Source organism: Caulobacter segnis (genome assembly GCF_029543125.1).
Lineage (GTDB): Bacteria > Pseudomonadota > Alphaproteobacteria > Caulobacterales > Caulobacteraceae > Caulobacter > Caulobacter segnis_D.
In genome coordinates this window covers 433,543-455,408 of the sequence record NZ_JARQWW010000004.1, presented here as the reverse complement: position 1 = coordinate 455,408, position 21,866 = coordinate 433,543, and the positions used below count along the sequence as shown (strand labels likewise).

Annotated in this window: 20 protein-coding genes; 10 read left to right on the top strand and 10 right to left on the bottom strand. The window is 68.3% G+C overall.

Annotation, left to right across the window (positions count from 1 at the left end; genetic code table 11):
* Positions 1–39 precede the first annotated feature (39 nt).
* The 5 genes from P7B02_RS14885 to P7B02_RS14865 all read right to left on the bottom strand — a co-directional run bounded on the left by P7B02_RS14885 (position 40) and on the right by P7B02_RS14865 (position 8,724).
* Positions 40–1,389, bottom strand: a complete 1,350-nt coding sequence (locus P7B02_RS14885) for a glycosyltransferase (RefSeq protein ID WP_277787127.1) — start codon at positions 1,387–1,389, stop codon at positions 40–42.
* A gap of 12 nt (positions 1,390–1,401) precedes the next feature.
* Positions 1,402–4,698 carry a carbamoyl-phosphate synthase large subunit gene (gene carB / locus P7B02_RS14880; RefSeq protein WP_277787126.1) on the bottom strand — a complete coding sequence of 1,099 codons (3,297 nt, stop codon included), beginning with the start codon at positions 4,696–4,698 and terminating at the stop codon, positions 1,402–1,404.
* A gap of 144 nt (positions 4,699–4,842) precedes the next feature.
* Complete coding sequence (locus P7B02_RS14875; protein WP_277787125.1) at positions 4,843–6,042, bottom strand: patatin-like phospholipase family protein; 1,200 nt, start codon at positions 6,040–6,042, stop codon at positions 4,843–4,845.
* A gap of 34 nt (positions 6,043–6,076) precedes the next feature.
* On the bottom strand, positions 6,077–6,922 hold the full coding sequence (locus P7B02_RS14870; RefSeq protein WP_277787124.1) for a DUF5694 domain-containing protein: 846 nt from the start codon (positions 6,920–6,922) through the stop codon (positions 6,077–6,079).
* Positions 6,923–6,990: 68 nt separating this feature from the next.
* A complete protein-coding gene (locus P7B02_RS14865; protein ID WP_277787123.1) occupies positions 6,991–8,724 on the bottom strand; it encodes an N-acyl-D-amino-acid deacylase family protein in 1,734 nt (577 codons plus the stop codon).
* Positions 8,725–8,774: 50 nt separating this feature from the next.
* Between P7B02_RS14865 and P7B02_RS14860 the strand changes: the two genes are divergently transcribed.
* Entirely contained in the window at positions 8,775–9,020 is a 246-nt protein-coding gene (locus P7B02_RS14860) for a DUF1272 domain-containing protein (RefSeq protein WP_277787122.1), read from the top strand.
* 152 nt (positions 9,021–9,172) lie between these two features.
* Here P7B02_RS14860 and P7B02_RS14855 read toward each other — a convergent pair whose 3' ends face one another.
* Positions 9,173–9,871: an HAD family hydrolase gene (locus tag P7B02_RS14855; RefSeq protein ID WP_277787121.1), complete on the bottom strand. Its 699-nt coding sequence runs from the start codon at positions 9,869–9,871 to the stop codon at positions 9,173–9,175.
* A gap of 176 nt (positions 9,872–10,047) precedes the next feature.
* Here P7B02_RS14855 and carA point away from each other — a divergent pair, with 176 nt between their 5' ends.
* From carA to rpoD, 3 genes are all read left to right on the top strand, one after another.
* Positions 10,048–11,217, top strand: a complete 1,170-nt coding sequence (gene carA, locus P7B02_RS14850) for a glutamine-hydrolyzing carbamoyl-phosphate synthase small subunit (protein WP_277787120.1) — start codon at positions 10,048–10,050, stop codon at positions 11,215–11,217.
* A gap of 73 nt (positions 11,218–11,290) precedes the next feature.
* Positions 11,291–13,186, top strand: coding sequence for a DNA primase (gene dnaG / locus P7B02_RS14845; protein ID WP_277787156.1), 1,896 nt, complete (start codon positions 11,291–11,293; stop codon positions 13,184–13,186).
* An 87-nt stretch (positions 13,187–13,273) separates the two neighbouring features.
* Positions 13,274–15,220, top strand: coding sequence for an RNA polymerase sigma factor RpoD (gene rpoD, locus P7B02_RS14840; RefSeq protein ID WP_277787119.1), 1,947 nt, complete (start codon positions 13,274–13,276; stop codon positions 15,218–15,220).
* A gap of 47 nt (positions 15,221–15,267) precedes the next feature.
* Here the strand turns inward: rpoD and P7B02_RS14835 are convergent, their stop codons facing one another.
* The gene (locus P7B02_RS14835; RefSeq protein WP_277787118.1) at positions 15,268–15,933 is read right to left on the bottom strand and encodes a YbhB/YbcL family Raf kinase inhibitor-like protein; all 666 of its coding nucleotides are present in this window, start codon (positions 15,931–15,933) and stop codon (positions 15,268–15,270) included.
* A gap of 326 nt (positions 15,934–16,259) precedes the next feature.
* Positions 16,260–16,475: a hypothetical protein gene (locus P7B02_RS14830; protein WP_277787117.1), complete on the bottom strand. Its 216-nt coding sequence runs from the start codon at positions 16,473–16,475 to the stop codon at positions 16,260–16,262.
* 155 nt (positions 16,476–16,630) lie between these two features.
* Between P7B02_RS14830 and P7B02_RS14825 the strand changes: the two genes are divergently transcribed.
* Positions 16,631–17,005: a response regulator gene (locus P7B02_RS14825; RefSeq protein WP_277787116.1), complete on the top strand. Its 375-nt coding sequence runs from the start codon at positions 16,631–16,633 to the stop codon at positions 17,003–17,005.
* Between the two features lie 31 nt (positions 17,006–17,036).
* Here the strand turns inward: P7B02_RS14825 and greA are convergent, their stop codons facing one another.
* Positions 17,037–17,516, bottom strand: coding sequence for a transcription elongation factor GreA (gene greA / locus P7B02_RS14820; RefSeq protein ID WP_277787115.1), 480 nt, complete (start codon positions 17,514–17,516; stop codon positions 17,037–17,039).
* Positions 17,517–17,768: 252 nt separating this feature from the next.
* Here greA and P7B02_RS14815 point away from each other — a divergent pair, with 252 nt between their 5' ends.
* Positions 17,769–18,599 (top strand): outer membrane protein, encoded by an 831-nt coding sequence (locus P7B02_RS14815; protein WP_277787114.1) that lies wholly within the window; start codon positions 17,769–17,771, stop codon positions 18,597–18,599.
* 102 nt (positions 18,600–18,701) lie between these two features.
* Complete coding sequence (locus P7B02_RS14810) at positions 18,702–19,211, top strand: hypothetical protein (RefSeq protein ID WP_277787113.1); 510 nt, start codon at positions 18,702–18,704, stop codon at positions 19,209–19,211.
* Positions 19,212–19,227: 16 nt separating this feature from the next.
* On the opposite strand, the gene P7B02_RS14805 is transcribed toward P7B02_RS14810, so the two are convergent.
* Positions 19,228–19,956: a glutathione S-transferase family protein gene (locus P7B02_RS14805; protein WP_277787112.1), complete on the bottom strand. Its 729-nt coding sequence runs from the start codon at positions 19,954–19,956 to the stop codon at positions 19,228–19,230.
* 105 nt (positions 19,957–20,061) lie between these two features.
* On the opposite strand from P7B02_RS14805, the gene P7B02_RS14800 reads away from it, so the two are divergent.
* From P7B02_RS14800 to P7B02_RS14790, 3 genes are read left to right on the top strand one after another with little or no spacing between them, the layout of a single operon-like run.
* Positions 20,062–20,781: a helix-turn-helix transcriptional regulator gene (locus P7B02_RS14800; protein WP_277787111.1), complete on the top strand. Its 720-nt coding sequence runs from the start codon at positions 20,062–20,064 to the stop codon at positions 20,779–20,781.
* A 32-nt stretch (positions 20,782–20,813) separates the two neighbouring features.
* Positions 20,814–21,305, top strand: coding sequence for a hypothetical protein (locus P7B02_RS14795; protein ID WP_277787110.1), 492 nt, complete (start codon positions 20,814–20,816; stop codon positions 21,303–21,305).
* A gap of 21 nt (positions 21,306–21,326) precedes the next feature.
* Positions 21,327–21,830: a hypothetical protein gene (locus P7B02_RS14790; protein ID WP_277787109.1), complete on the top strand. Its 504-nt coding sequence runs from the start codon at positions 21,327–21,329 to the stop codon at positions 21,828–21,830.
* The last annotated feature ends 36 nt before the right edge of the window (positions 21,831–21,866 follow it).

Sequence of the window (21,866 nt, the reverse complement as noted above, 5' to 3'; positions counted from 1 at the left end):
GGCACGTTCGCGGCTTCTCGGTCCTGGCCGACGCCAAAGTCACCGGCCCCAGGCACGATGCCTGGCGTGACAGCGGTTGGGGGCGGCGGCGCGGGCTCGGCGGCGAGTAGCCAATCCGATCACCAAGTCCGCCCCGACCGCCGCGCCGTTCTCGGCCCCACTGAGCGCCTCCGCCGCCGCCGCGCGCTCGGCGATCTTCGAGTCCCCCAACAACCGGCTCAACGACTCCGCCGCCGCCCCGGCCTTGAACCGGTCGCGCTTCAGCACCACGCCGGCGCCGCGCGCCGCGATCCGCGCGCCATTGTCAAATTGGTCGCCCAGGTGCGGGACGACGAGTTGGGGGCGGCCGGCGCGCAGGGCCTGCTGGGTCGTGCCGACGCCGCCTTGGTGGACGTTGGCGGCGGCGCGGGGGAACAGCAGGGAGTAAGGCGCGTAGGAGACGGTGATGGCGTCCGTGGCGCCCCGGGTGAGGCCAAGATCGCCGTCCGGGCCGACCAGCAGCACGGCGCGGCGGTTCAGGGCGCGGGCGGCGGCCAGACCCTCGACATGGAAACGATCGGCGATGTGGACAGCCGCGCTGCCCAAGGTGAAGACGATGGGCGGCTCGCCGGCGTCGAGAAAGGCGGCCAGCGCTTGCGGCAGCGCCGGGGGACCGCCCATCTCGCTGTCATAGCAGGCATAGCCGGTGATGTGGGTGTTGGCGGGGTGGTCGGGCAGCGGCCCGCCGAGCACGGGCGAGAACAGCCCCAGGACCAGGTCGGCGCGCCAGGGCGTGTCGAAGATCACGTTGTCGCGGCTGGGCGGCAGGCCGAGCGTCGCGCGGGCGGCGTTGACGCGCTCGGTGAAGCCGCGTGTCAACAGGCGGCCGAGGTTCAGGGTGGCCCGATTGAGGGCGAGGCCCGCGCGGCTGGTGCGCGGTTTCAGCCATGGGGCGCCCGGCAGCGGCGTGGGCTCGTGCGCCGACATGAACAGCATGGGCGAAAGGGCGACCGAGACGAAGGGCAGGCCCAGTTTCTGCGCCGCCAGTTGGGCGCCGAGGGCGAATGATGAGGCGACGATGACGTCCGCGCCTTCAGCCAGCTCGATCATCCGCCGAGCGCCGGCGGCCGCGTTTGGCAGGACGATGTTATCGTAGAACCAGAAGTTGGATTGGGCGATCTTGCGGGTGATGCCGGCCAGGTCGAGGCCGAGTTCCGCCTCGAAGTCAGCGAGGCCGAGACTGGCGTCCTGAAAGAGCAGGCCCTCGGCTTGGACCTTGGGTTGGTATTCGAGCGAGGTGGCGATCTGCACCCGCGCGCCCCTGGCCTTCAGCGCTTCACCCAGGGCCAGGAACGGATGCAGGTCGCCGAGAGAGCCGGCGGTCGCCAGGATGATCCGAGGCGCCGCCATGCTCGTGGCCCCCTACGCGTAGCTTTGCAGCGGGCGCACTTCCAACGCGGCCGTCTCGGCTTGAGGCGAGGCGATGGCCTGCGCGGCCGCGAGGGCGCCGGCGGCGGTGGTGTAGTAGGGGATCTTCGACATCAGGGCTGAGCGGCGAATCTCGAAGCTGTCGGCCAGGGACTGCTTGCCCTCGGTGGTGTTGAAGACCAGCTGGACCTCGCCGTTCTTCATGGCGTCGACGATGTGGGGGCGGCCCTCCAGCACCTTCTTGACCACTTCGACCTGCAGGCCCTGCTCGGCCAGGTAGGCGGCCGTGCCGGTGGTGGCGAGGATGCGGAAGCCGGCCTGGATCAGCAGGCGGGTCGGCTCGACGATGAAGGGCTTGTCGGCCTCGCGCACCGAGACGAAGGCGCAGCCTGAGCGGGGCAGGGTGACGCCCCCGCCCAGCTGGCTCTTGGCGAAGGCGCGGGCGAAGGCGGGCATGAAGTCCTCGCCCTCGCGCTTCCAGTCGAGGCCCATGACCTCGCCGGTGGAGCGCATCTCGGGGCCAAGCACCGTGTCGACGCCGGGGAAGCGGGCGAACGGGAAGACCGCCTCCTTCACCGCGATGTGGTCGTACGGCTTGTCGGTCAGGCCGAAGCTGGCGAGCTTGGCGCCGGCCATCACCTTGGCGGCGATGGAGGCCACGGGCTGGCCGATGGTCTTGGCCACGAAGGGCACGGTGCGCGAGGCGCGCGGGTTCACTTCGAGGACGTAGATGCGCGGGTTTTCGCTGTGCGGCTCCTCGATGGCGAACTGCACGTTCATCAGGCCGCGGACCTTCAGCGCGAAGGCCATGGCCTCGGTCTGACGCTTCAGTTCGGCGATGGTCTCCGGCTTCAGGGAGAAGGGCGGCAGGGAGCAGGCGCTGTCGCCCGAGTGCACGCCGGCTTCCTCGATGTGCTCCATGACGCCGGCCACGAAGACGGTCTCGCCGTCGCACAGGGCGTCCACGTCCACCTCGGTGGCGCGGTTCAGGTACTGGTCAATGAGGACGGGGCTGTCGCCCGACACCTGCACGGCGGTGCGGATGTAGCGGTCCAGCTGCTCGTCGTCATAGACGATCTCCATGGCGCGGCCGCCCAGGACGTAGGACGGGCGGATGACCACGGGGTAGCCGACCTTGTGCGCCCCGGCGAAGGCCTCTTCGGCGCTGCGGGCGATGGCGTTGTTCGGCTGGGCGATCTTCAGGTCGTGGAGGAGCTGCTGGAAGCGCTCGCGGTCCTCGGCCAGGTCGATGGCGTCGGGGCTGGTGCCCAGGATCGGGATGCCGGCCTGCTCCAGCGCGTTGGCCAGCTTCAGCGGGGTCTGGCCGCCGAACTGGACGATGACGCCGAGCAGGGCGCCCTTGGTCTGCTCGACCGCCAGCAGCTCCAGCACGTCCTCGGCCGTCAGGGGCTCGAAGTACAGGCGGTCGGAGGTGTCGTAGTCGGTGGAGACGGTCTCGGGGTTGCAGTTGACCATGATCGACTCGATGCCGACCTGATCCAGCGCGAAGGCCGCGTGGCAGCAGCAGTAATCGAACTCGATCCCCTGGCCGATCCGGTTGGGACCGCCGCCGAGGATGACGGCCTTCTTGCGGTCCGACGGCTCGCTTTCGCAATCCGGCAGCTGGCCCAGGGCGCCCGTCTCGTAGGTCGAGTACATGTAGGGCGTGTCGGCGCGGAACTCGCCGGCGCAGGTGTCGATGCGCTTGAACACCGGGCGCACGCCGTGGGCGTGGCGCTGGCCGCGGACCTCGGCCTCGGTGAGGTTGGTCAGCTTGGCCAGGCGGGCGTCGGAGAAGCCCATGGCCTTCAGGCGGCGGAACTCGGCGGCGTTGTTGGGCAGGCCGCCAGCGCGGACCAGGCCCTCCTGGCGGACGATCTCGGCCAGCTGGCGCAGGAACCACGGTTCGTACGAGCAGGCGGCGTTGATCTCCTCGACCGTCAGGCCGTGGCGGAAGGCCTGGGCGATGACGCGCAGACGGTCCGGGGTGGGGTTGCCCAGGGCGCGGACCACGGCGGCCTTGCCGGTGTCCGGATCCTCGGCGCCCTCGATCTCCACGTCGTCCAGGCCGGTCAGGCCGGTCTCCAGGCCGCGCAGGGCCTTCTGCAGGCTTTCGGCGAAGGTGCGGCCGATGGCCATGACTTCACCCACCGACTTCATGGAGGTGGTCAGGTACGGCTCGGAGCCCGGATACTTCTCGAAGGCGAAGCGCGGGATCTTGGTGACCACGTAGTCGATGGACGGCTCGAACGAGGCCGGCATGGCGCCGCCGGTGATGTCGTTGGCCAGTTCGTCCAGGGTGTAGCCCACGGCCAGGCGGGCGGCGACCTTGGCGATCGGGAAGCCGGTGGCCTTGGACGCCAGGGCCGAGGAGCGCGACACGCGCGGGTTCATCTCGATGACGACCATGCGGCCGTCCTTGGGGTTCAGGGCCCACTGGACGTTGGAGCCGCCGGTCTCGACGCCGATCTCGCGCAGCACGTCGATGCTGCCCTTGCGCATCCGCTGATATTCCTTGTCGGTCAGCGTCAGGGCCGGGGCCACGGTGATGGAGTCGCCCGTGTGGACGCCCATCGGGTCGATGTTCTCGATCGAGCAGACGATGATGCAGTTGTCCGCCTTGTCGCGGACGACCTCCATCTCATACTCTTTCCAGCCCAGGACGCTCTCTTCGATGAGCACCTCGGTGGTGGGGGACAGGTCGAGGCCGCGCTCGACGATCTCTTTGAATTCCTCGACGTTGTAGGCGATGCCGCCGCCGGTGCCCGCCAGGGTGAAGGACGGGCGGATGATCGCCGGCAGACCCACGAAGTCGAGGCCGTCCATGGCCTCCTCCATGGTGTGGGCCGCCTTGGAGCGGGGGCTTTCCAGACCCAGCTTGTCCATGGCGTCGCGGAATTTCTGACGGTCCTCGGCCTTGTCGATGACCTCGGCCTTGGCGCCGATCATCTCAACCTTGAACTTGGCCAGAACGCCTTGCTCTTCGAGAGCCAGAGCGGTGTTCAGCGCCGTCTGGCCGCCCATGGTGGGCAGCAGGGCGTCGGGGCGCTCTTTCTCGATGATCTTGGCGACGATGTCGGGGGTGATCGGCTCGATATAGGTCGCGTCCGCCACGTCCGGATCAGTCATGATCGTGGCCGGGTTCGAGTTGACCAGGATGATGCGGTAGCCCTCGGCGCGCAGGGCCTTGCAGGCCTGGACGCCGGAGTAGTCGAACTCACAGGCCTGGCCGATGACGATCGGGCCCGCGCCGATGATCAGGATGGACTTGATGTCTGTGCGTTTGGGCATGTCGTTCTCGCGCGCAAGGGCGGTCGCGCGGCGGCGCGCCCGTCCCCTAGGTCAGATTGCAGGTTAAGGGGGTCGTTTAGAGACGTGTGACCCCGGGCGCAAGAACGCAAAATCAGGAAAGATGATGAACGCGCGTTCGCGCTGTCATCGCGGGTCGGGCGCGGGCCCCGGCGTCGCAGGGGGCGGAGCCTCCAGCGGCTTGAAGGCCTGGCCTGAGCGGCCGGCCTCGAACCCGCGCTGGAAAAGGTCGCGCATGTTCTCGGTGCTGAAGTCCAGGCTCGACGCTTCAGCGTTGTCAGGGATGGCGGTGTAGCGCAGGGTGGCGTTGTTTCGGTCGGCGAAGCCCTGGGCGACCAGCAGGTTGGCCTTGGTCTGCGACCGGCTCATGGCGTTGTAGGACCGGCCGAGGATGGCCATGGTCTTGCCCTTGGTGAAGCCGAAGGTGGGGCCGACCTTGCCATTGACCACCACGTAAAGCTCGCCCGGCCGCATCCGGTCCGGGGCCCGCCACAGGTTCATGGATTCGGGGATGAAGAAGAACGGCACGGTGACGCCGCCGTCCACGTGCATCTCCGACACCGCGCGGCCGGCGCCCTGAACGGGAATCACCGCCGGCGGGAAGACGCCGGGGATGGAGGCCGAGGCCACGAGCACGGTGCTGAACAGTTCGACCGAGGCCGCTTCATTGCCCGGACGCTCGGCCGAGATGGCGATCTCGCCCATGTCCCAGATCACCGTCTCCTCGGTGTCGAGGTTGGTGGTGGCGACCAGCAGGCGGCGACCCTTGCGGTGCTCGGCGGCCACGGCGCGCAGCAGCTCTGCGTCCACATGCTTTTCGACCAAGTGCTTGAGGGGCTGCACCCGGAACAGGCTGGGCAGGAACAGGGCGCCCAGGCGGCCGCTGGTCAGGTTCGCGGCCTCGCCATCGGTGTAGGCGGCCCTCAGCTCGTCATCCCATTTTGAGCCGAGGAAGGCGAAGGGGGCGGTCAGGGCGCCGGTGCTGACGCCGGTGACCACATCGAAGTCGGGGCGCGAGGCGCTCTGGGTCCAGCCGACGATGATCCCGGCGCCATAGGCCCCGTTGGCCCCGCCGCCGGAGATGGCCAGGGCCTTCACTCCATGCAGGAAGCGTTGAGAGCTCTGGGCGCGGAAGCGGTCGACGAAGGCGAGCCCGGCGGCGGCGTCGTTGCCGTTGAAGCGCAGCCCCTCAAGCCCGGTGGGCGCCTGGACCGATCGCAAGTCGGCGTTGGTGAAGGGTTCGCGGGAGATGCTGCCGCAGGCGGCGAGGATCATCGCCGCCGCGCTCAGGGCCAATATCTTCCGGAACACGACCATGGCGGGCATTTCGCTCAGCCAGGCCCTATCCCGCAAGGGATTCCTACTTGGGAAGCCAGGCGTTCGGCTCGACCAGCTTGAAGCCTGGAGTCTCGCTCACGCACTGGCGCAGCAGGTGGGCGTGGCCCGCGCCGTAGATGACGACGATGCGGTCGCCGGGCTTGGCCGACTGCAGCATGCGGGCGCAGATCTTGAAGTTGCGCTCGTACCAGCCGGTCAGCAGGGCGGCGCCGGGCTGGTCATCCCCGCCGCCGATCAGGCCGATCTGGCGGTAGAAGTCATGATCCGCCTTGATCGCCGCGGGCGTGTTCATTTGGCGTAGAACTGCGGAGGTTCCGCCCTTGGCGAACAGGGCCTCGCGCGCCTTCATCTCCGCGTCGGTCTTGGCGCGATGGGCGTCGAGCATGGGCTTCTGACCGTGGGCTTCGGCGTAGGCCATGACCGGGCCGTAGGGGAACTGGCCGTCCACATCGACGCCCTCGATGGCGGCGCCGGTCTGCTTGGCCAGGCGATAGCCCAGCTGGACCACCTCGTTACGCTCGCTGCGGTGACCCTTGAGGCCGTCCTGCTGATACTGTGCGTAGCGCTCGGCGGTGACCTTCTGCGGCCATTCAACGGCGATGCGGGTCGGCTTGAACTTCGCCAGGGCGTCGACCGTCTTGACCACGCCGGCCTGTTGCTTAGGCGACAGCACGTCTTCGAACTTGGCGTTGGAGATGTCCGCCCCTGGATTGGCCATGTGGAACGTGCCGACGACCATCACCTCGACCGGCTTGGCCGCCGGTTCAGCGGCGTGCGCCGGCAAGGTGGCGGCGGCCAGGGCGGCGCCGGAAATCCAGCCGGCGATGGCGCAAGCGATCAGTCGTTTCGTGCGGTAGGTCAGGTTCATATGCACCTGATCGCCTGACCAAACGCCGGAATCCAGTGAACTTTCGGAAAGGTCGGCGAACGCCGGTCTCACCAGCTCCAGTCGGCCGCGCTGGTCTTGCAGCCGCCGTCGTTCCAGCCTTTCCAGGCCCGACCGCGCACGACCTGGCCGGTGGCGGCCCCGGTCGGCTCGCCGTTGGACAGGGCCAGGCCGCCGTTGACCACCACGTCGCGGACGCCGACGGCGAACTGCTGAGGCTTCTCGTAGGTGGCCTTGTCGGCGACGGTCGCCGGATCGAAGACCACCAGGTCGGCGTAGTAGCCGGCCTTCAGCAGGCCCCGATCGCGTAGGCCCAGGTTGTGGGCCGGCAGGCTGGTCATTTTGCGCACGGCGTCGGGCAGGGTGAGGGCCTTGTCCTCGCGCACGTACTTGCCCAGCAGGCGGGCGACATTGCCGTAGGCGCGGGGGTGGGTGGAGGATTTCAAGAACACCCCCTCCGGCGCCAGGGCGGCGGCGTCGGAGCCGAAGCTCATCCAGGGCAGGGCGGTCTGGCGGCGGACATTGTCCTCGCTCATCAGGAAATAGACCACCTGCACGCGGCTGCCGTCGGCGATGATCAGGTCGATGATCGCGTCCTCCGGGCTGACGCCGCGCTCCTTGGCGACATCGGCCAGGGTGCGGCCGGTGAGGGGCTTCAGCGCCTCCGACCGGAAGCCGACCAGCAGGGTCCCTTCGGCCCCGGCGTGGCGGTAGAGGCTTTCAAAGTCCGGCTTCTCGGCCCGCATCTCCTTCAGCACCCGGGCGCGGGTCTCGGGATTCTTCAGCCGCTCGATCCAGGCTTCGCGGCCGCCGGCCTGGACCCAGGTGGGCATGGCGGCGTCGAAGCCGGTGGAGCCGGCGGTGTAGTTGTACATGTTGGCGGTGATGCGCTGGCCCTTGGCGCGGGCGGCCTCCACGCGGGCGATCACCGTGTCCAGCTTGGACCAGTTCTCCCGGCCGGCGGCCTTCAGGTGCCAGATCTCGGCCGGGGCGCCGGAGCGGCGGCTGATCTCGATCAGTTCGTCCACGGCCTCGACCAGGCGGTCCCCCTCGCTGCGCATATGGGACAGGTAGATCCCGCCGCAGCGGCCGGCCTCGGTCACCAGGGCGACCAGTTCATCCGTCTCGGCATAGGTCCCCGGCGCGTAGATCAGGGAGGAGCCGATGCCGAGAGCTCCATCCTCCATGGCCTGGACGACGATCCGGCGCATCTGGGCCAATTGTTCAGGCGTCGGATCCACGTCGCCTTCGCCCAGGACCATGACCCGGGGCTGCTCTGCCCCCAGCATGGAGGCGACGTTGGGGGCGATGCCGCGCTTGGTCAGGCCGGAGAGGTATTCGTCCAGGCTGCTCCACCAGATGTCGTACTTGATGTCGCCCTGGCGCGATTGCTCCGCCGCCTTCATGGCCGGGGTGAGGGGACCCATGGAGGAGCCTTCGCCCATGACTTCCAGCGTCACGCCCTGCTTCAGGTCGGACAGGCCGCGGCCGTCGGCGATCAGGCTGTCGGTGGCCCAGCTGAGCATGTTGATGAAGCCGGGGGAGACGGCGAGGCCCTTGGCGTCGATTTCCTTCGTCCCCGCGCCGGGCGCCTTGGGCCCCACATAGACGATCCGCTCGCCCTTGACCGCCACGTCGCCAGTGAAGGGCGCGCCGCCGGAGCCGTCGATCACCGAGCCGCCCCGGATCACCAGGTCATAGGCGGGAGCGGCGAGGGCGGAGGTGCTGAGAAGGGCTGAGAGCGTTAGGGCGGCCAGTGTCGGAAAACGAGGGAACTTCGTCATTTCGGCTGTCGCGGACCTCTGCCATCAGGGACTGGAAGGAGACCCTACCCATGCTCAGCCTGCGTCCCAACTGCGAATGCTGCGACCGCGACCTGTCGCCGGAAAGCCTGGAGGCGCGCATCTGCACGTTCGAATGCACTTTCTGCGCCGACTGCGCGGACAATCGGCTGGGCGGGGTGTGCCCGGGGTGTTCGGGAGAGCTGGTGCGGCGGCCCGTGCGTCCGGCGGCGAAACTGGCGCGGTTCCCGGCATCGACGGCGCGGGTGGTGAAGAACCACGGGGCTTGTGCGGCTTAGATTTTTCTCCTCCCCCGCCTGCGGGGGAGGGGGACCACGAACTGGTGGAGGCGGCGTCCGCAAGCGCAGAGCTCCGTCCGCGCCCCCTCCGTCTCGTCGCTGCGCGACGATCCACCTCCCTATACGCTTCGCTACCGGGCGGGAGAGGAGAGTTACTCCTCCAGATGCGCCAGCCAGGCCGGCATGTCGGCCAGGGTCTCCAGCTGGGCGTAGCGGGGATGATCCGTCGGAGCCTCTGCAGCTTCGTGCGCCCAGACCAGCGGATAGGGAATCAGGGCGGCGTAGCTGCCGGCCTCCAGCGCGGGAAGGATGTCCGAGCGCACGGAGTTGCCGGCCATGGCGGCTTGCTCCGGACCCGTGCCGTGGCGGGAGAAGACGCGGCGATAGGTGTCGGCGTCCTTCTCGCTGACGATCTCGACGGCGGCGAAGTGGTCGCCGAGGCCCGAGGCGGCCAGTTTCTGCTCCTGATGCAGCAGGTCGCCCTTGGTGATCAGGACCAGGCGGTACTGCTCGGCCAGGGTGGCCACGGCGGCCTCCACCCCCGACAGGGGCTCCATGGGATGGGCCAGCAGGTCGCGGCCTGCGGCGAGGATTTCGCTGATCACCCGGTTTGAGACCTTGCCCCCGCTGAGCTCCAGCGCGGTCTCGATCATCGACAGGGTGAAGCCCTTGGCCCCGTAGCCGTAGAGGCGAAGGTTGCGCTTCTCCACCTCGGCCAGGCGCGATTCCAGGGTCGCTTCCTCGGCGCAGTCGGACATCAGGTCCACAAACCGCTTGTGGGTCAGGCGGAACAGGGTCTCGTTGTGCCAGAGGGTGTCGTCGGCGTCCAAGCCGACTGTGGTGATGGGCATGGAAGGCTCCAGATCGGAGCGGGGTGATAGCGCAGGGCGAACTCGACGTCATCCACGCCCGTTTCACCGGTTGACCCGGCCGACCACAGCCCGTAATGACGCGCCCGTTTGCCGGCGGGCGAGGGGTGGCCCTTCGCCCGCCGTTTTGCGACCATGACCCCACAGGAGAATGTCCCATGTCGATCGAGCTGCTGCCTGGGGTGACGGGGGTTCTGGTTCTGGCGGACGGCACGGTCCTGCAAGGGATCGGCGTCGGCGCGGCCGGCGAGGCCCTCGGCGAGGTGTGCTTCAACACCGCCATGTCGGGCTATCAGGAGATCCTGACCGACCCGTCCTACATGTCGCAGATCGTCGCCTTCACCTTCCCGCACGTGGGCAATGTGGGCACGAACCTCGAGGACATCGAGCAGATCGGCGGCTCGTCGGACACCTCGGCCCGCGGCGCGATCTTCCGCGACGCTCCGACCGATCCGGCCAACTGGCGCTCCGAATCGACCCTGGCGGCTTGGATGGAGCGCCGCGGCGTCGTCGGCCTGGCCGGCGTCGACACCCGCGCCCTGACCCGCCTGATCCGCGAAAAAGGCATGCCGCACGGCGTCATCGCCCACAGCCCGAACGGCGAGTTCGACATTCCCGCCCTGCAGAAGAAGGCCGCCGAATGGACCGGCCTGGTGGGCCTGGACCTGGCCAAGGACGCCTCCACCCGCCAGTCGTTCGAATGGACCGAGACCGAATGGTCGTGGCCGGAAGGCTACGGCAAGGTCGAGGCGCCGAAGTACGACGTGGTGGTCATGGACTTCGGCGTGAAGCGCAACATCCTGCGCTCGCTCGCCCAGGTCGGCGCCCGCGTGACGGTGGTCCCCGCCGACACGTCGGCCGAGGACATCCTGGCCCGCAACCCGGACGGCGTCCTGTTGTCCAACGGCCCGGGCGATCCGGCGGCGACTGGCGAGTACGCCGTGCCTGAAATCCAGAAGCTGGTGGAGAGCGGCAAGCCGGTGTTCGGCATCTGCCTCGGCCACCAGATGCTGGCCCTGGCCCTGGGCGCCAAGACGGTGAAGATGGAGCAGGGCCACCACGGGGCCAACCACCCGGTGAAGGACCTGACGACCGGCAAGGTCGAGATCGTGTCCATGAACCACGGCTTCACCGTGGAGCGCGAAACCCTGCCGGCCCCGGTGAAGGAGACTCACGTCTCCCTGTTCGACGGCACCAACGCCGGCATCGAACTGTCCGGCAAGCCGGTGTTCAGCGTCCAGCACCACCCGGAAGCCAGCCCCGGGCCGACGGACAGCCTCTACCTGTTCGAACGCTTCGCCGAGAACATGGACAAGGCGAAGGCCTGAGTTCTTCCAAGGCTTGGCGGTGTGAGCGGCCAACCATAAGGTGGGCCGTGACGCCAACTCGCCCTCAATTCTGATGCGCTTCGACGACCGCTTCCTCGAGGAGATCAAGTCGCGCGTCCGTCTGTCGGACGTGATCGGCAAGTCCGTGAAGCTGAAGCGTCAGGGGCGGGAGTTCGTCGGCCTGTCGCCGTTCTCCAAAGAGAAGAGCCCGTCCTTCTTCGTCAATGACGACAAGGGCTTCTTTCACGACTTCAGCTCCGGCAAGCACGGCGACCTGATCGCCTTCTTCCAGGAGACCGAGCGTCTGACCTTCGTCGAGGCGGTGGAGCGCCTGGCCGCCGAGGCGGGGGTGCCCATGCCGGAGCCGGACGCCCAATCGGCCCAGCAGGAGGAAAAGCGAAAGAGTCTCACCGACTGGATGGACCAGGCGGCCAAGTGGTTCGAGGCCGAGCTGCGCCGCCCGGTGGGCGCCGCGGCGCGGGCCTATCTGGAAAAGCGCGGCCTGCCCGAGAGTGAATGGAAGCGGTTCGGCCTGGGCTTTTCGCCGCCGGGCCGCACGGCGCTGAAGGACTACCTGATCGCCAAGGGCGCCCGGCCCGGCGATCTGGTGGACGCCGGCCTGCTGATCGCGCCGGAGGACGGCGGCGCGCCCTATGACCGGTTCCGCGACCGCATCATCTTTCCCATCGCCGACGCGCGGGGAAAGATCGTCAGCTTCGGCGGGCGGGCCATGGACCCGGAGGCCCGGGCCAAATACCTGAACGGGCCGGAGACCAGCCTCTTCCACAAGGGGCGGCTGCTGTACGGTTTGCCGGAGGCCCGCAAAATCCTGCACGCCGGCCAGGCCGGGGGCGGTGACGCCGCCCTGGTGGTGGTCGAGGGCTATATGGACGTGATCGCCTGCCAGCGGGCGGGGATTTCGGCCGTGGCGCCGTTGGGCACCGCCCTGACCGAGGAGCAGATGGAGGTGCTGTGGCGCCTTCATCCGGAGCCCACCCTGTCCTTCGACGGTGACAAGGCCGGCCAGCGCGCCGCCAGCCGCGCCATCGACCGGGCCTTGCCGCTGCTCAAGCCCGGGCGGAGCTTCCGCTTCTCGGTGGTGGAGGGCGGCAAGGACCCCGACGACGTGCTGCGCGAGCAGGGCGCGGCGGCGCTGAAGAGCCAGCTGGCCAACACCACGCCGTTCGTGGAGGCGCTGTTCACGCGCGAGAAGGACGCCGAGCCGCTCGACACGCCCGAGCGCAAGGCGGGGCTGAAGCAGCGCCTGCGCGCCGCCGCCCAGACCATCGCCGACAAGGACCTGGCCCAGGCCTATCGCGACGATCTGCTGGAGCGGCTGGATGCGCTGCTGGGGCGTGACGCGCCCAAGGCGCGCCCGGCCTGGCAGCCGCGCGCACCGTATGAGGGTGGCCGCGGCGGCGCCTGGAAAAAGGGGCAGCCGCCGCTGCTTCCGCCGACGCCGCAGGGTCTCGCCGCCGCCGAGCGGCTGGCCAATTCGCTCGATCCCCTGGCCGCCGCCCTGGCCAAGGGCGCGCTGGAGGATCCGCACCGGCTGGACGACCATCTGGAGGATCTGCCCACCAAGGGGTTCGGCGATCCGGCTTTGAGGGACCTCGCCAACGAGCTGACAAGCGTGCGTCTTGAAGCAGAAGGCCTTGACTCGGAGGGACTCGCACGCCATCTGCGAACACGTGGGTTTGCCGCGCTTTTGACTGACATCGACCGGGCCGCCGCCGCATCGGGCGCGCCCTTCCTGAAACAGGATGTCACGATCGAGGCCGCCAGGTCCCAGTGGTCGCACGCTTTGTCGGTTCTGAACCGTCTGGCTGCGCTCGAGGAAGCCGTCAGCTCCGCCAAGGGTCGCCTTGGGGGACGTTCCGACATGGAGGCTTTCGAGCGCTTGAAGACGGAGCGGGACAATCTCAAGCGCGCGGTCCGCTCGGGCAGCCTGTGGTCTGAAGCGATCTGAGCCCGAAACGACGCGACCTAACGCCTCATAAGGATTTTTTCGGCGCCGCAATTGCACATATGCGCGGCGACGAATTCGGAGACCTAGATGACTGCTCAAACGGCCGAGACGGAAACTGCGGACGCCCCGGAAAAGGACGGCCCGCTACTCGACCTCACCGATGCCGGCGTAAAGAAGTTCATCAAGCAGGCGAAAGCCCGCGGCTACGTCACGATGGACGAGCTGAACAAGGTGCTGCCGTCGGAGGAAGTGACCTCCGAGGCCATTGAAGACACCCTCGCCATGCTGAGCGAGATGGGCGTCAACGTGGTCGAGGCCGAGGAAGACGCCGAGGGCCAGGAAGGCGGCGAAGTCGCCAACCGCGAGGAAAGCGCCGTCGTCACCACCGACGACAAGCCCGCCTATGACCGCACCGACGACCCCGTGCGCATGTACCTGCGCGAAATGGGCTCGGTGGAGCTGCTGTCGCGCGAGGGCGAAATCGCCATCGCCAAGCGCATCGAGGCCGGCCGCGACACCATGATCCGCGGGCTGTGCGAAAGCGCCCTGACCTTCGAAGCCATCATGGTGTGGCGCGAAGAGCTGGGCAGCGGCCGCATCCTGCTGCGCGAGGTCATCGACCTTGAGCAGACCTATGGCGGCGAAAAGGGCGGGCTGCCGACCGAAGGCGCGCCGGCTGAAGGCGAAGCCGAGGAAGAGGCCGAAGAGGGCGCCGAAGCCGCCGCCGAGGGCGAAGGCGAGAGCGATGACGACTTCGACGACGGCGCCGGCCCGACCGTCAGCGCCATGGAGGCCGAGCTGCGCGAAGGCGTCATGGCGACCCTGGACGCCATCGCCTCGGAGTTCGAAAGCTTCCGCCGCCTGCAAGAGAAGCTGGTCGAGAGCCGCCTGCGCGGCGAGGACCTGTCGGCCGCCGACCGCAAGGCCTATGAGGCCGCCACCAGCGCCATCGTCGGCAAGCTGAAGACGTTGAAGCTGAACAACAACCGCATCGAGGCCCTGGTCGACCAGCTCTATGCGATCAACAAGCGCCTGGTGGGCCTGGAAGGCCGCCTGCTGCGCCTGGCCGACAGCTACGGCATCAGCCGCTCGGAGTTCCTCAAGGCCTATTTCGGCCAGGAGCTGAACCCGAACTGGGCCGAGACGGTGAAGACCATGGGCGTCCGCTGGACCAAGTTCAGCGAGAACGACGGCAGCCAGATCGGCGACATCCGCCAGGAGATCGCGGCGCTGGCCACCGAGACCGGCGTGCCGATCGACGACTACCGCCGCATCGTCCAGACCGTGCAGAAGGGCGAGCGCGAGGCCCGTCAGGCCAAGAAGGAGATGGTCGAGGCCAACCTGCGCCTCGTGATCTCCATCGCCAAGAAGTACACCAACCGCGGCCTGCAGTTCCTGGACCTGATTCAGGAAGGCAACATCGGCCTGATGAAGGCGGTGGACAAGTTCGAATACCGCCGCGGCTACAAGTTCTCGACCTACGCCACCTGGTGGATCCGTCAGGCGATCACCCGCTCGATCGCCGACCAGGCCCGGACCATCCGCATCCCGGTCCACATGATCGAGACGATCAACAAGATCGTCCGCACCAGCCGCCAGATGCTGCACGAGATCGGCCGCGAGCCGACCCCGGAGGAGCTGGCCGAAAAGCTCGCCATGCCGCTGGAGAAGGTGCGCAAGGTCCTGAAGATCGCCAAGGAGCCGATCTCCCTCGAAACCCCGATCGGGGACGAAGAGGACAGCCACCTGGGCGACTTCATCGAGGACAAGAACGCCGTCCTGCCCATCGACGCGGCGATCCAGAGCAACCTGCGCGAGACCACCACCCGCGTCCTGGCGTCCCTGACGCCGCGCGAGGAACGCGTCCTGCGCATGCGCTTCGGCATCGGCATGAACACCGACCACACCCTTGAGGAAGTGGGCCAGCAGTTCAGCGTGACCCGCGAACGCATCCGTCAGATCGAGGCGAAAGCCCTGCGGAAGCTGAAGCACCCGTCACGGAGCCGGAAGCTGCGCAGCTTCCTGGACAGCTAGGACGGAAACGAAAACGCCCCGGAGACGATCTCCGGGGCGTTTTTGATTCAGGGTCTCACCACCCCATCCGGCCCATGCGGCGCATGCCTGTCCACGTCATCCTCGTCCAATCCGCCCCGTCCGTGATCGTTGGCGGCGAAGGTGCGGGGGATGGACAGGTCAGCGGGGTCCTTGGTCTTGAAGGTTCCCACCAGGTCGGCGCTGGCGATGGTCTCGGCCTTCAGGGCGTTGAGGAGGTCGGGCAGGGGGGTGTTGGGGCCCATGCCGAGGCGCTTGCCCAGGGCGAAGAGCTGGAAGTGGTAGCGGTGGAGGCCGTGACCGGCGGGCGGCCGGGGGCCGAACCAGGCGTTGTGGCCGTGGCCGTTCTTGCCCTGGATCGGGCCGACGGGGCTTTGCGGATAGGGGCCTTCCATGACGCCGCGATGCAGCTCGGTCGCCGTGCCGGGGATGTCCCAGATCATCCAGTGGACGAAGGGCGCGTCGCCGGGAGCGTCGGGGTCCTCGACGATCAGGGCGAAGCTTTCGGCCTCCAGCACCGGGTTCCAGGCCAGGGGCGGGGAGAGGTTGTCCTCGTCGGCGCTGTAGAGCGCGTCGATGCGGCCGTCGTCGCCGATGGCGGGGGAGGTCAGGACAAGGGCGCCGGCCATGCGCGGCTGGACCGCCTGGATGGCGAGCGGCGCGCGGGCATGTTGCGGGGGCTTGGACTGAGCCATGGCGTGGTCTCTCGTGCTTGCGGCTGGAACCCTGGAAGAACCCCTGGCGGAGCTTCCGGCTCCAAGCTTGGCCATGCGACGAAATGCGTGCGCTTCAAAACAATTATAGGTTGTTTTTCTCGGAGCGATCACGCAATCTGCACGAGTCGGAGACTTGTTGAGCTCTTGCAGCAGTTGATCCCCCTACGGCTGCGTGACGACCGACGAGGGCGGCGCCGAAAGGCGTCGCCCTTTTCGTTGGGGGGATTCAGCTTGGGTCCCCGCCTGCGCGGGGATGAGCGGATTGGGCCCTTAGGCGGCGAGGGTCTCGCCGTCTCTTCTTGCCCTTAGGCGGCGAGGGCCTCGCCGCCGTGGCTGCAATAGTAGGTCTTCAGCCATTCGGCCGCGTCGGCCGAGGGGGTGGCGATCTGGGCGCTGTCGTGGCGGATCAGCAGCTCGGCGCCAGGCTTCAGGGGCGCGGGCAGGCTTTCATAGGCCTCGCGCGCGGCCGTGGCGTTGTTGAGTTCGAGCACGAAGGCGTCGAGGAGTTGACGCTGTCGCATGGGAGGTCTGGCCCTGGCTGTTGCACTTGCACGACGACCTTACGACAGCATGATGAACGCAAGATGAGCGAGCGGTCAGGCTGTCGCAGCGGCTAGGCGCCGCAGGGCGGGCGGTGAATACTGACGCCGCCGCTCCGCGTTTTGTGAGGATGCCCATGCGCCCCCTGAACCTGCTTTATGTCGATGACGACCCCGACATGCACGATCTGGCCGGCGCGGCCCTGGCGCTTGATCCCGAAATGACCATCACCTTCGCCTCCTCGGGCGAGGAGGCGCTGTCGATCCTGAGCCGTTTTCACCCCGACGGCGTGCTGCTGGACCTGGTGATGCCGGGGATGGACGGGCTGACTGTGCTGGAGGAGATGCGCAAGATGCCGGGCCACGCGGAGACGCCGGTGGTGTTCGTCACCGGCCACTCCCACGCGGTGACCTTGCAGGAACTGCGCGCCCTGGGCGGCAAGGGGGCGGTGACCAAGCCGTTCGACCCCCGGTTTCTGGCCAAGAACGTGCGGATGTTCCTGGGGGCCTGATCTCCTCCCCCGTTTCACGAGGGAGGATAAGTCACCCGATCGCCACGATCTCCACCTCCGAACCCGCGACCATGGCCTCGTCGCCCACGGCCTTGCCGAGCACGGCCTGGGCCAGGGGTGAGACGTAGGAGACCGCGCCGTTGGCCGGGTCGGCCTCGTCCTCGCCGACGATGCGGAAGGTCTGACGGCGGCCGTCCTCGCGGTCGAAGGTGACCGTGCCGCCGAAGGTGACCACCTGGGCGTCGGGCGTGGGCTCGACCAGCTGGGCGCTGGCGCGACGGGCCGACCAGTAGCGCAGGTCGCGGGTGGCGCGGGCGATGGCGGTGCGGTCGCTGCTCACGTCGCCGGCGGACTGGGCGGCGGTGTAGGCGGCGCGGGCCTCGGCCAGCTCAGCCTCGATCCGGTACAGGCCTCGGGGCGTGACAAGATTGGCGTGGGGCGAGATCGGGCGATCCGGCAGATCCGCCGCCGTGGCCTCGTAATCCTCTTCCCGCGTGAAGGCGACGCTCATGGTTTCTCACTTTTATTCAGACGCGCACGGCGCGTTCGAAGGTCCAGGCTGAACGGCTCAGGCGGCCCGTCGTTGCAGGCTTTGAGCTTCACTGTGCGTTGAAACGCAAGGCCTTTTGCGTCTGCTCAAGCTTTGTCCGGATATCGGCGTCTGCGCCATTTAGGCCACACCGAAACCTGGCGGCGGTGCGTTGTGCTGCCCATTCGACCTCTCCGATCGGCGGAGGCGGTCGGTCAGTAAACGGGTTTACGCATGAAGCACCTCCTCCTCACCGCGGCCGCCCTGGCGGCTCTTGGCGCCGGCTCAGCGGCGAACGCCCAGTCCGCGCGCGACTGGTCCGGCGGCTATGTGGGCGCCCAGATGGGGTGGGGGCAGCGCGCCAACGCCGAGGGCGAGCGGCTGGTGTTCGACACCGACCTGGACGGCCAGTTCGACGACACGGTCCGCACCGCCGCCGGCGCTGACGCCTTCTCGCCCGGCTCCTGCGACGGCGTGGCGCGCGGCGCGGCCCGCGGGGCCGGCTGTACGGGCGACAAGGACAGCAACTTCGAGTTCGGCGCCCGCGCCGGCTATGACTGGCAGTTCGGCAACTGGGTGGTGGGCGGCGTCGCCGAAGTCACCCGCCTGAACCTGGACGACGATGTCACCAGCTTCTCGACCACGCCGGCCTTCTACACCTCCACCCGCGAGTTGAACGGCTGGGGCGCCCTGCGGGCGCGCGGCGGCTACGCCATGGGCGACAACCTGCTCTACGCCACGGCCGGCGTCGCCTGGGCCGAGATGCGCGACCGCTTCACCACCAGCAACGGGGCCAACAGCTTCACCGTCACCGGCGATGACAAGTGGGTCACCGGCTATCAGGTCGGCGGCGGTTATGAGCGCAAGCTGACCGACGATGTCTCGTTGGGGGTGGAGTACCTCTACAGCAACTTCGATGAAGGCACGGCCACGACGCGCGCGGGGGGACCGGCCCCGGCCGGGAATCCGTTCCTGCTGGTCAACAGCGCGGGCACGGACATGCGTCGCTCCAAGGACATGACGCAGATCCACTCCGTGCGGATGACCGCCAGCTATCGGTTCTGATCGAGGGGCCGGGCCCGGCGTCTCACGTCGGGCCCGGCGCCTAGCGTCTTGGTCGGCGGCCCCGCAGGCGCCATTGTGCGCCCACGCAATCTTGGAGGCCGCATGTCCGCCACCCGCACGACGTTTCTCTCACTCGCCGCTCTCGCCACGCTTGGCGTGGGCGCCGCCCAGGCGCAACCGGTGACCAAGATCACCGAACTGAAGCCGGCCGACCTGCCGTCGGCGGTGACGGCCCTGGTCAAGGGCACGGTGCCGGGCATCACCATTCTCGAGGCGCAGAAGAAGGAGCGCGAAGGGCGCATCTACTTCGACGTGGAGGGCAAGACGCCGGAAGGCGAGATCGAGCTCGACGTCATGCAGACCGGCGAGGGCGCCTATAGCGTGGTGGAGATCCAGCGCGACATCGCCTGGGCCGACGCCCCGACCGAGGTCCGCGCCGCGGCGGCCAAGGCCGAGAAGAAGGTCGAGCCGGTCCGCGTGATCGAAAGCAAGCAGACCGACGGCTCGGTGATCTACGAGCTGTTCGCGGCGGGCGTGCCGAAGGACCCGTCGCTGGAGATCATGGTCAAGGGCGGCCAGGTCTCCGTGCTCAAGGAGGTCTGGCCGCACTGACGGTCTCGGGGGGGGGCTAGGCCGCGATCGACAGCTCTCCCCACGGATGGTCCGGATAGTGCCGGGCCATCATGCGGTCCACATAGGCGACGAGGTTGCCGTAGCGCTCCGCCCGGCGGCGCAGCGGTCCGTCGAAGAAGGGCGTCAGCACTCCGGCCAGGGCGCCGAAGGCGGTGGCGTCCACCCCCGCCGGCTGGTCGCCCATCAAATAGGGTTTGCAGTCCAGCAGGGCCGACAAGGACTGCAGCGACCAGTCGCCCATGGCCAGGATCTCGTTCGGGGCGTGGCGGGCGACGCCCACTGACATCAGGTTGGCCTGGACCTTGTCCATGACCACGGCCCGCATCTCGTCGCGCTGCTGCGCCGGTAGATGGTCGAACCAGCGGCCGGGGCCTTTCTCGTAGTTCTCGGGGATCATGAAGCGGGCCCAGGCGGAGACCCAGCCGAAGTGGTTCTCGATCATCCGCTCGATGGCCCAGGCCTGGGCGCGCTGGGCGTTGGTGAGGCCTGCGTCCAGGTCGACGCCGTAGGTCTCCTCCATATGGACGCGGATAAAGGTGGAGTCGGCGATGATCCTGCCGCCGTCGTCGATGAAGGGCAGCTGGCCCTTGGGCGACATGTGGGGCGGGGCGCGGTGCTTCTCGTAGGCCAGGCCCGCCATCTGAAGCTGCACCTCGGTCTTGCAGGCATAGGGGCTGAATTCAGGCAGGCCGAAGCCTTCGCCGGCGCCATAGAGCTTGATCATCGCGGTCCCTCCATCGTCACGGCCCCCAAGCGGCGGCCGACGAGCTATTGCTACCGCCATCCTGCTGCCAGCATGCTGTCAGCATGGCTCAGCTAGAGGTTCGCCATGAGACGCGCGGAACGCCTTTTCCAGATCATCCAGATCCTTCGCCGGGCCCGCGGGCCGATCACGGCGGATGCGATCGCCGTGGAGCTGGAGACGTCCAAGCGCAGCGTCTATCGCGACATCGCGGCCCTGATGGGCCAGCGCGCTCCGATCCGGGGCGAGGCCGGCCTGGGCTATGTGCTTGAGGACGGATACGACATGCCGCCTTTGATGCTGACCCCGGACGAGATCGAGGCCGCCGTGCTGGGCGCCCAGTGGGTGGCCGGGCGGGGCGACCCGGCCCTGGCGCGCGCCGCCGAAGACCTGATCGCCAAGATCGCCAGCGCGGTGCCGGAGACCCTTCGGCCCCATGTGCTGGAGCCGGCGGGGAGGGCGTTCAATTCCTGGAACGTGCAGCAGGACTCCATAGACATGGGCCAGGTTCGCTCCTCCATCCGCACCGGCTGCAAGATCGTGCTGGACTATCGGGACGAGCAGGGACGGCCGACCCAGCGGACGATCTGGCCGGTGACGGTGGGCTACATGGAGACCGTGCGTCTGCTAATCGCCTGGTGCGAGCTGCGCGAGGATTTCCGCACCTTCCGCACCGACCGGGTGGCCGGCGCGCAGTTCCTCAATGAGCGCTTCCCGGAGCGGCCAGGCGTGCTGCGCACCAAGTGGCGGAAATACATGGACGCCGAGCGGCGTCGCAGGGCTTCCGCTTCGGGTGAAGGTTGCTAGGTTGAAAACAATCTCTGATTGTGGACCGCCTGATGAAGCCCTTCGTCCTGATCGCCGCTCTGTGGGCCGTGGCCGGCACGGCCTGCGCCAAGCCGGAGGAGGATGTCGCCCAGGCGATCAACGCCTGCTTCGCGGCGGTGATCGACGGGCGGCCGTTGAGCGACCTGACCCACGGGGCGACCTCGATCAAGCTCACCCATAACCCCACCGACTGCACCATCAGGGCCATGGACGGCGCGCCCGAAGCGCTGCGGGGGCAGGTGCTGGCGGCGATGCGGGCGAGGGTCGAGGGCTTCATCCCCGCGCAGACCCGCTGGGAGCCGATGGCCTATGGCCGGCGGGAGACCTTCTGCCTGCCGCCGGGCGGGCGTCATCTGTTCGTGCTGATCAGCACCGCCGAGCCGGACGCCAAAGGCACGCGCCTGATGGCGACGGTGCTGGAGTCGGCCAAAGCCGACCCGCGCTGCTATGCCGACAAAGGCGAGCAGCGGGCGATCATCAGGGATTACCTCAAGGTTCCGTAGGTGGCCGCCAGGCTGCGGAAGGTGGCGGCAAGACCCTCGCGCAGCTCCGGCGGCGACAACACTTCCGGCTTCGCGGACATGGAGGTGCGGCGCAAAGCGCTGGAGGCCTTCTATGGCGGGCCGGTCTGGCAGGCGAACCGAGACAACGACAATGTGTTGCTTCTGAAGCCGGTCGGGCCGGACTTCGACCTGGACCAACGGGCGCCGGTGGGGGCTGGCGGCGATGGTCCCGGCTTCGTGGCGGTGCATACCCACAATCTGAAGGCGCCGGCGGATGCGGCCTTCCTGCGCTTCTTCCGCACCGAGATGGAGCCCGTGCTGCAGGCGGCGGGCATCAATGTGCTCGCGCCCATGGCCACGGAGGCGAGCGCCAACACCTTTCCCCGCCTTCCGGTGCGCGAGAACCTGCCGTCCTTCGTCTGGTTCGCACGGTTCCCCGATGCTGCGGCCTATGACCGGGCCTTGGGCGACCTGGCCCGCAACCCCGATTGGACGAAGGCCGAGGCCCGTCTGGGGGGTGGCTGAAGCGGCTGGTGCAGCGCCTTCGCCTGACGCCGACGG

Bases quoted from the DNA above. Each gene is read 5' to 3' on its own strand.
- P7B02_RS14870 (WP_277787124.1), bottom strand. From the start codon at position 6,922: ATGAACCTGACCTACCGCACGAAACGACTGATCGCTTGCGCCATCGCC.
- P7B02_RS14825 (WP_277787116.1), top strand. From the start codon at position 16,631: ATGCGCCCCCTGAACCTGCTTTATGTCGATGACGACCCCGACATGCAC.
- rpoD (WP_277787119.1), top strand. From the start codon at position 13,274: ATGACTGCTCAAACGGCCGAGACGGAAACTGCGGACGCCCCGGAAAAG.
- P7B02_RS14855 (WP_277787121.1), bottom strand. From the start codon at position 9,871: ATGCCCATCACCACAGTCGGCTTGGACGCCGACGACACCCTCTGGCAC.
- carA (WP_277787120.1), top strand. From the start codon at position 10,048: ATGTCGATCGAGCTGCTGCCTGGGGTGACGGGGGTTCTGGTTCTGGCG.
- P7B02_RS14810 (WP_277787113.1), top strand. From the start codon at position 18,702: ATGTCCGCCACCCGCACGACGTTTCTCTCACTCGCCGCTCTCGCCACG.
- P7B02_RS14860 (WP_277787122.1), top strand. From the start codon at position 8,775: ATGCTCAGCCTGCGTCCCAACTGCGAATGCTGCGACCGCGACCTGTCG.
- P7B02_RS14800 (WP_277787111.1), top strand. From the start codon at position 20,062: ATGAGACGCGCGGAACGCCTTTTCCAGATCATCCAGATCCTTCGCCGG.
- P7B02_RS14805 (WP_277787112.1), bottom strand. From the start codon at position 19,956: ATGATCAAGCTCTATGGCGCCGGCGAAGGCTTCGGCCTGCCTGAATTC.
- dnaG (WP_277787156.1), top strand. From the start codon at position 11,291: ATGCGCTTCGACGACCGCTTCCTCGAGGAGATCAAGTCGCGCGTCCGT.
- P7B02_RS14885 (WP_277787127.1), bottom strand. From the start codon at position 1,389: ATGGCGGCGCCTCGGATCATCCTGGCGACCGCCGGCTCTCTCGGCGAC.
- P7B02_RS14815 (WP_277787114.1), top strand. From the start codon at position 17,769: ATGAAGCACCTCCTCCTCACCGCGGCCGCCCTGGCGGCTCTTGGCGCC.
- P7B02_RS14875 (WP_277787125.1), bottom strand. From the start codon at position 6,042: ATGCCCGCCATGGTCGTGTTCCGGAAGATATTGGCCCTGAGCGCGGCG.
- P7B02_RS14835 (WP_277787118.1), bottom strand. From the start codon at position 15,933: ATGGCTCAGTCCAAGCCCCCGCAACATGCCCGCGCGCCGCTCGCCATC.
- P7B02_RS14830 (WP_277787117.1), bottom strand. From the start codon at position 16,475: ATGCGACAGCGTCAACTCCTCGACGCCTTCGTGCTCGAACTCAACAAC.
- P7B02_RS14795 (WP_277787110.1), top strand. From the start codon at position 20,814: ATGAAGCCCTTCGTCCTGATCGCCGCTCTGTGGGCCGTGGCCGGCACG.
- carB (WP_277787126.1), bottom strand. From the start codon at position 4,698: ATGCCCAAACGCACAGACATCAAGTCCATCCTGATCATCGGCGCGGGC.
- greA (WP_277787115.1), bottom strand. From the start codon at position 17,516: ATGAGCGTCGCCTTCACGCGGGAAGAGGATTACGAGGCCACGGCGGCG.
- P7B02_RS14865 (WP_277787123.1), bottom strand. From the start codon at position 8,724: ATGACGAAGTTCCCTCGTTTTCCGACACTGGCCGCCCTAACGCTCTCA.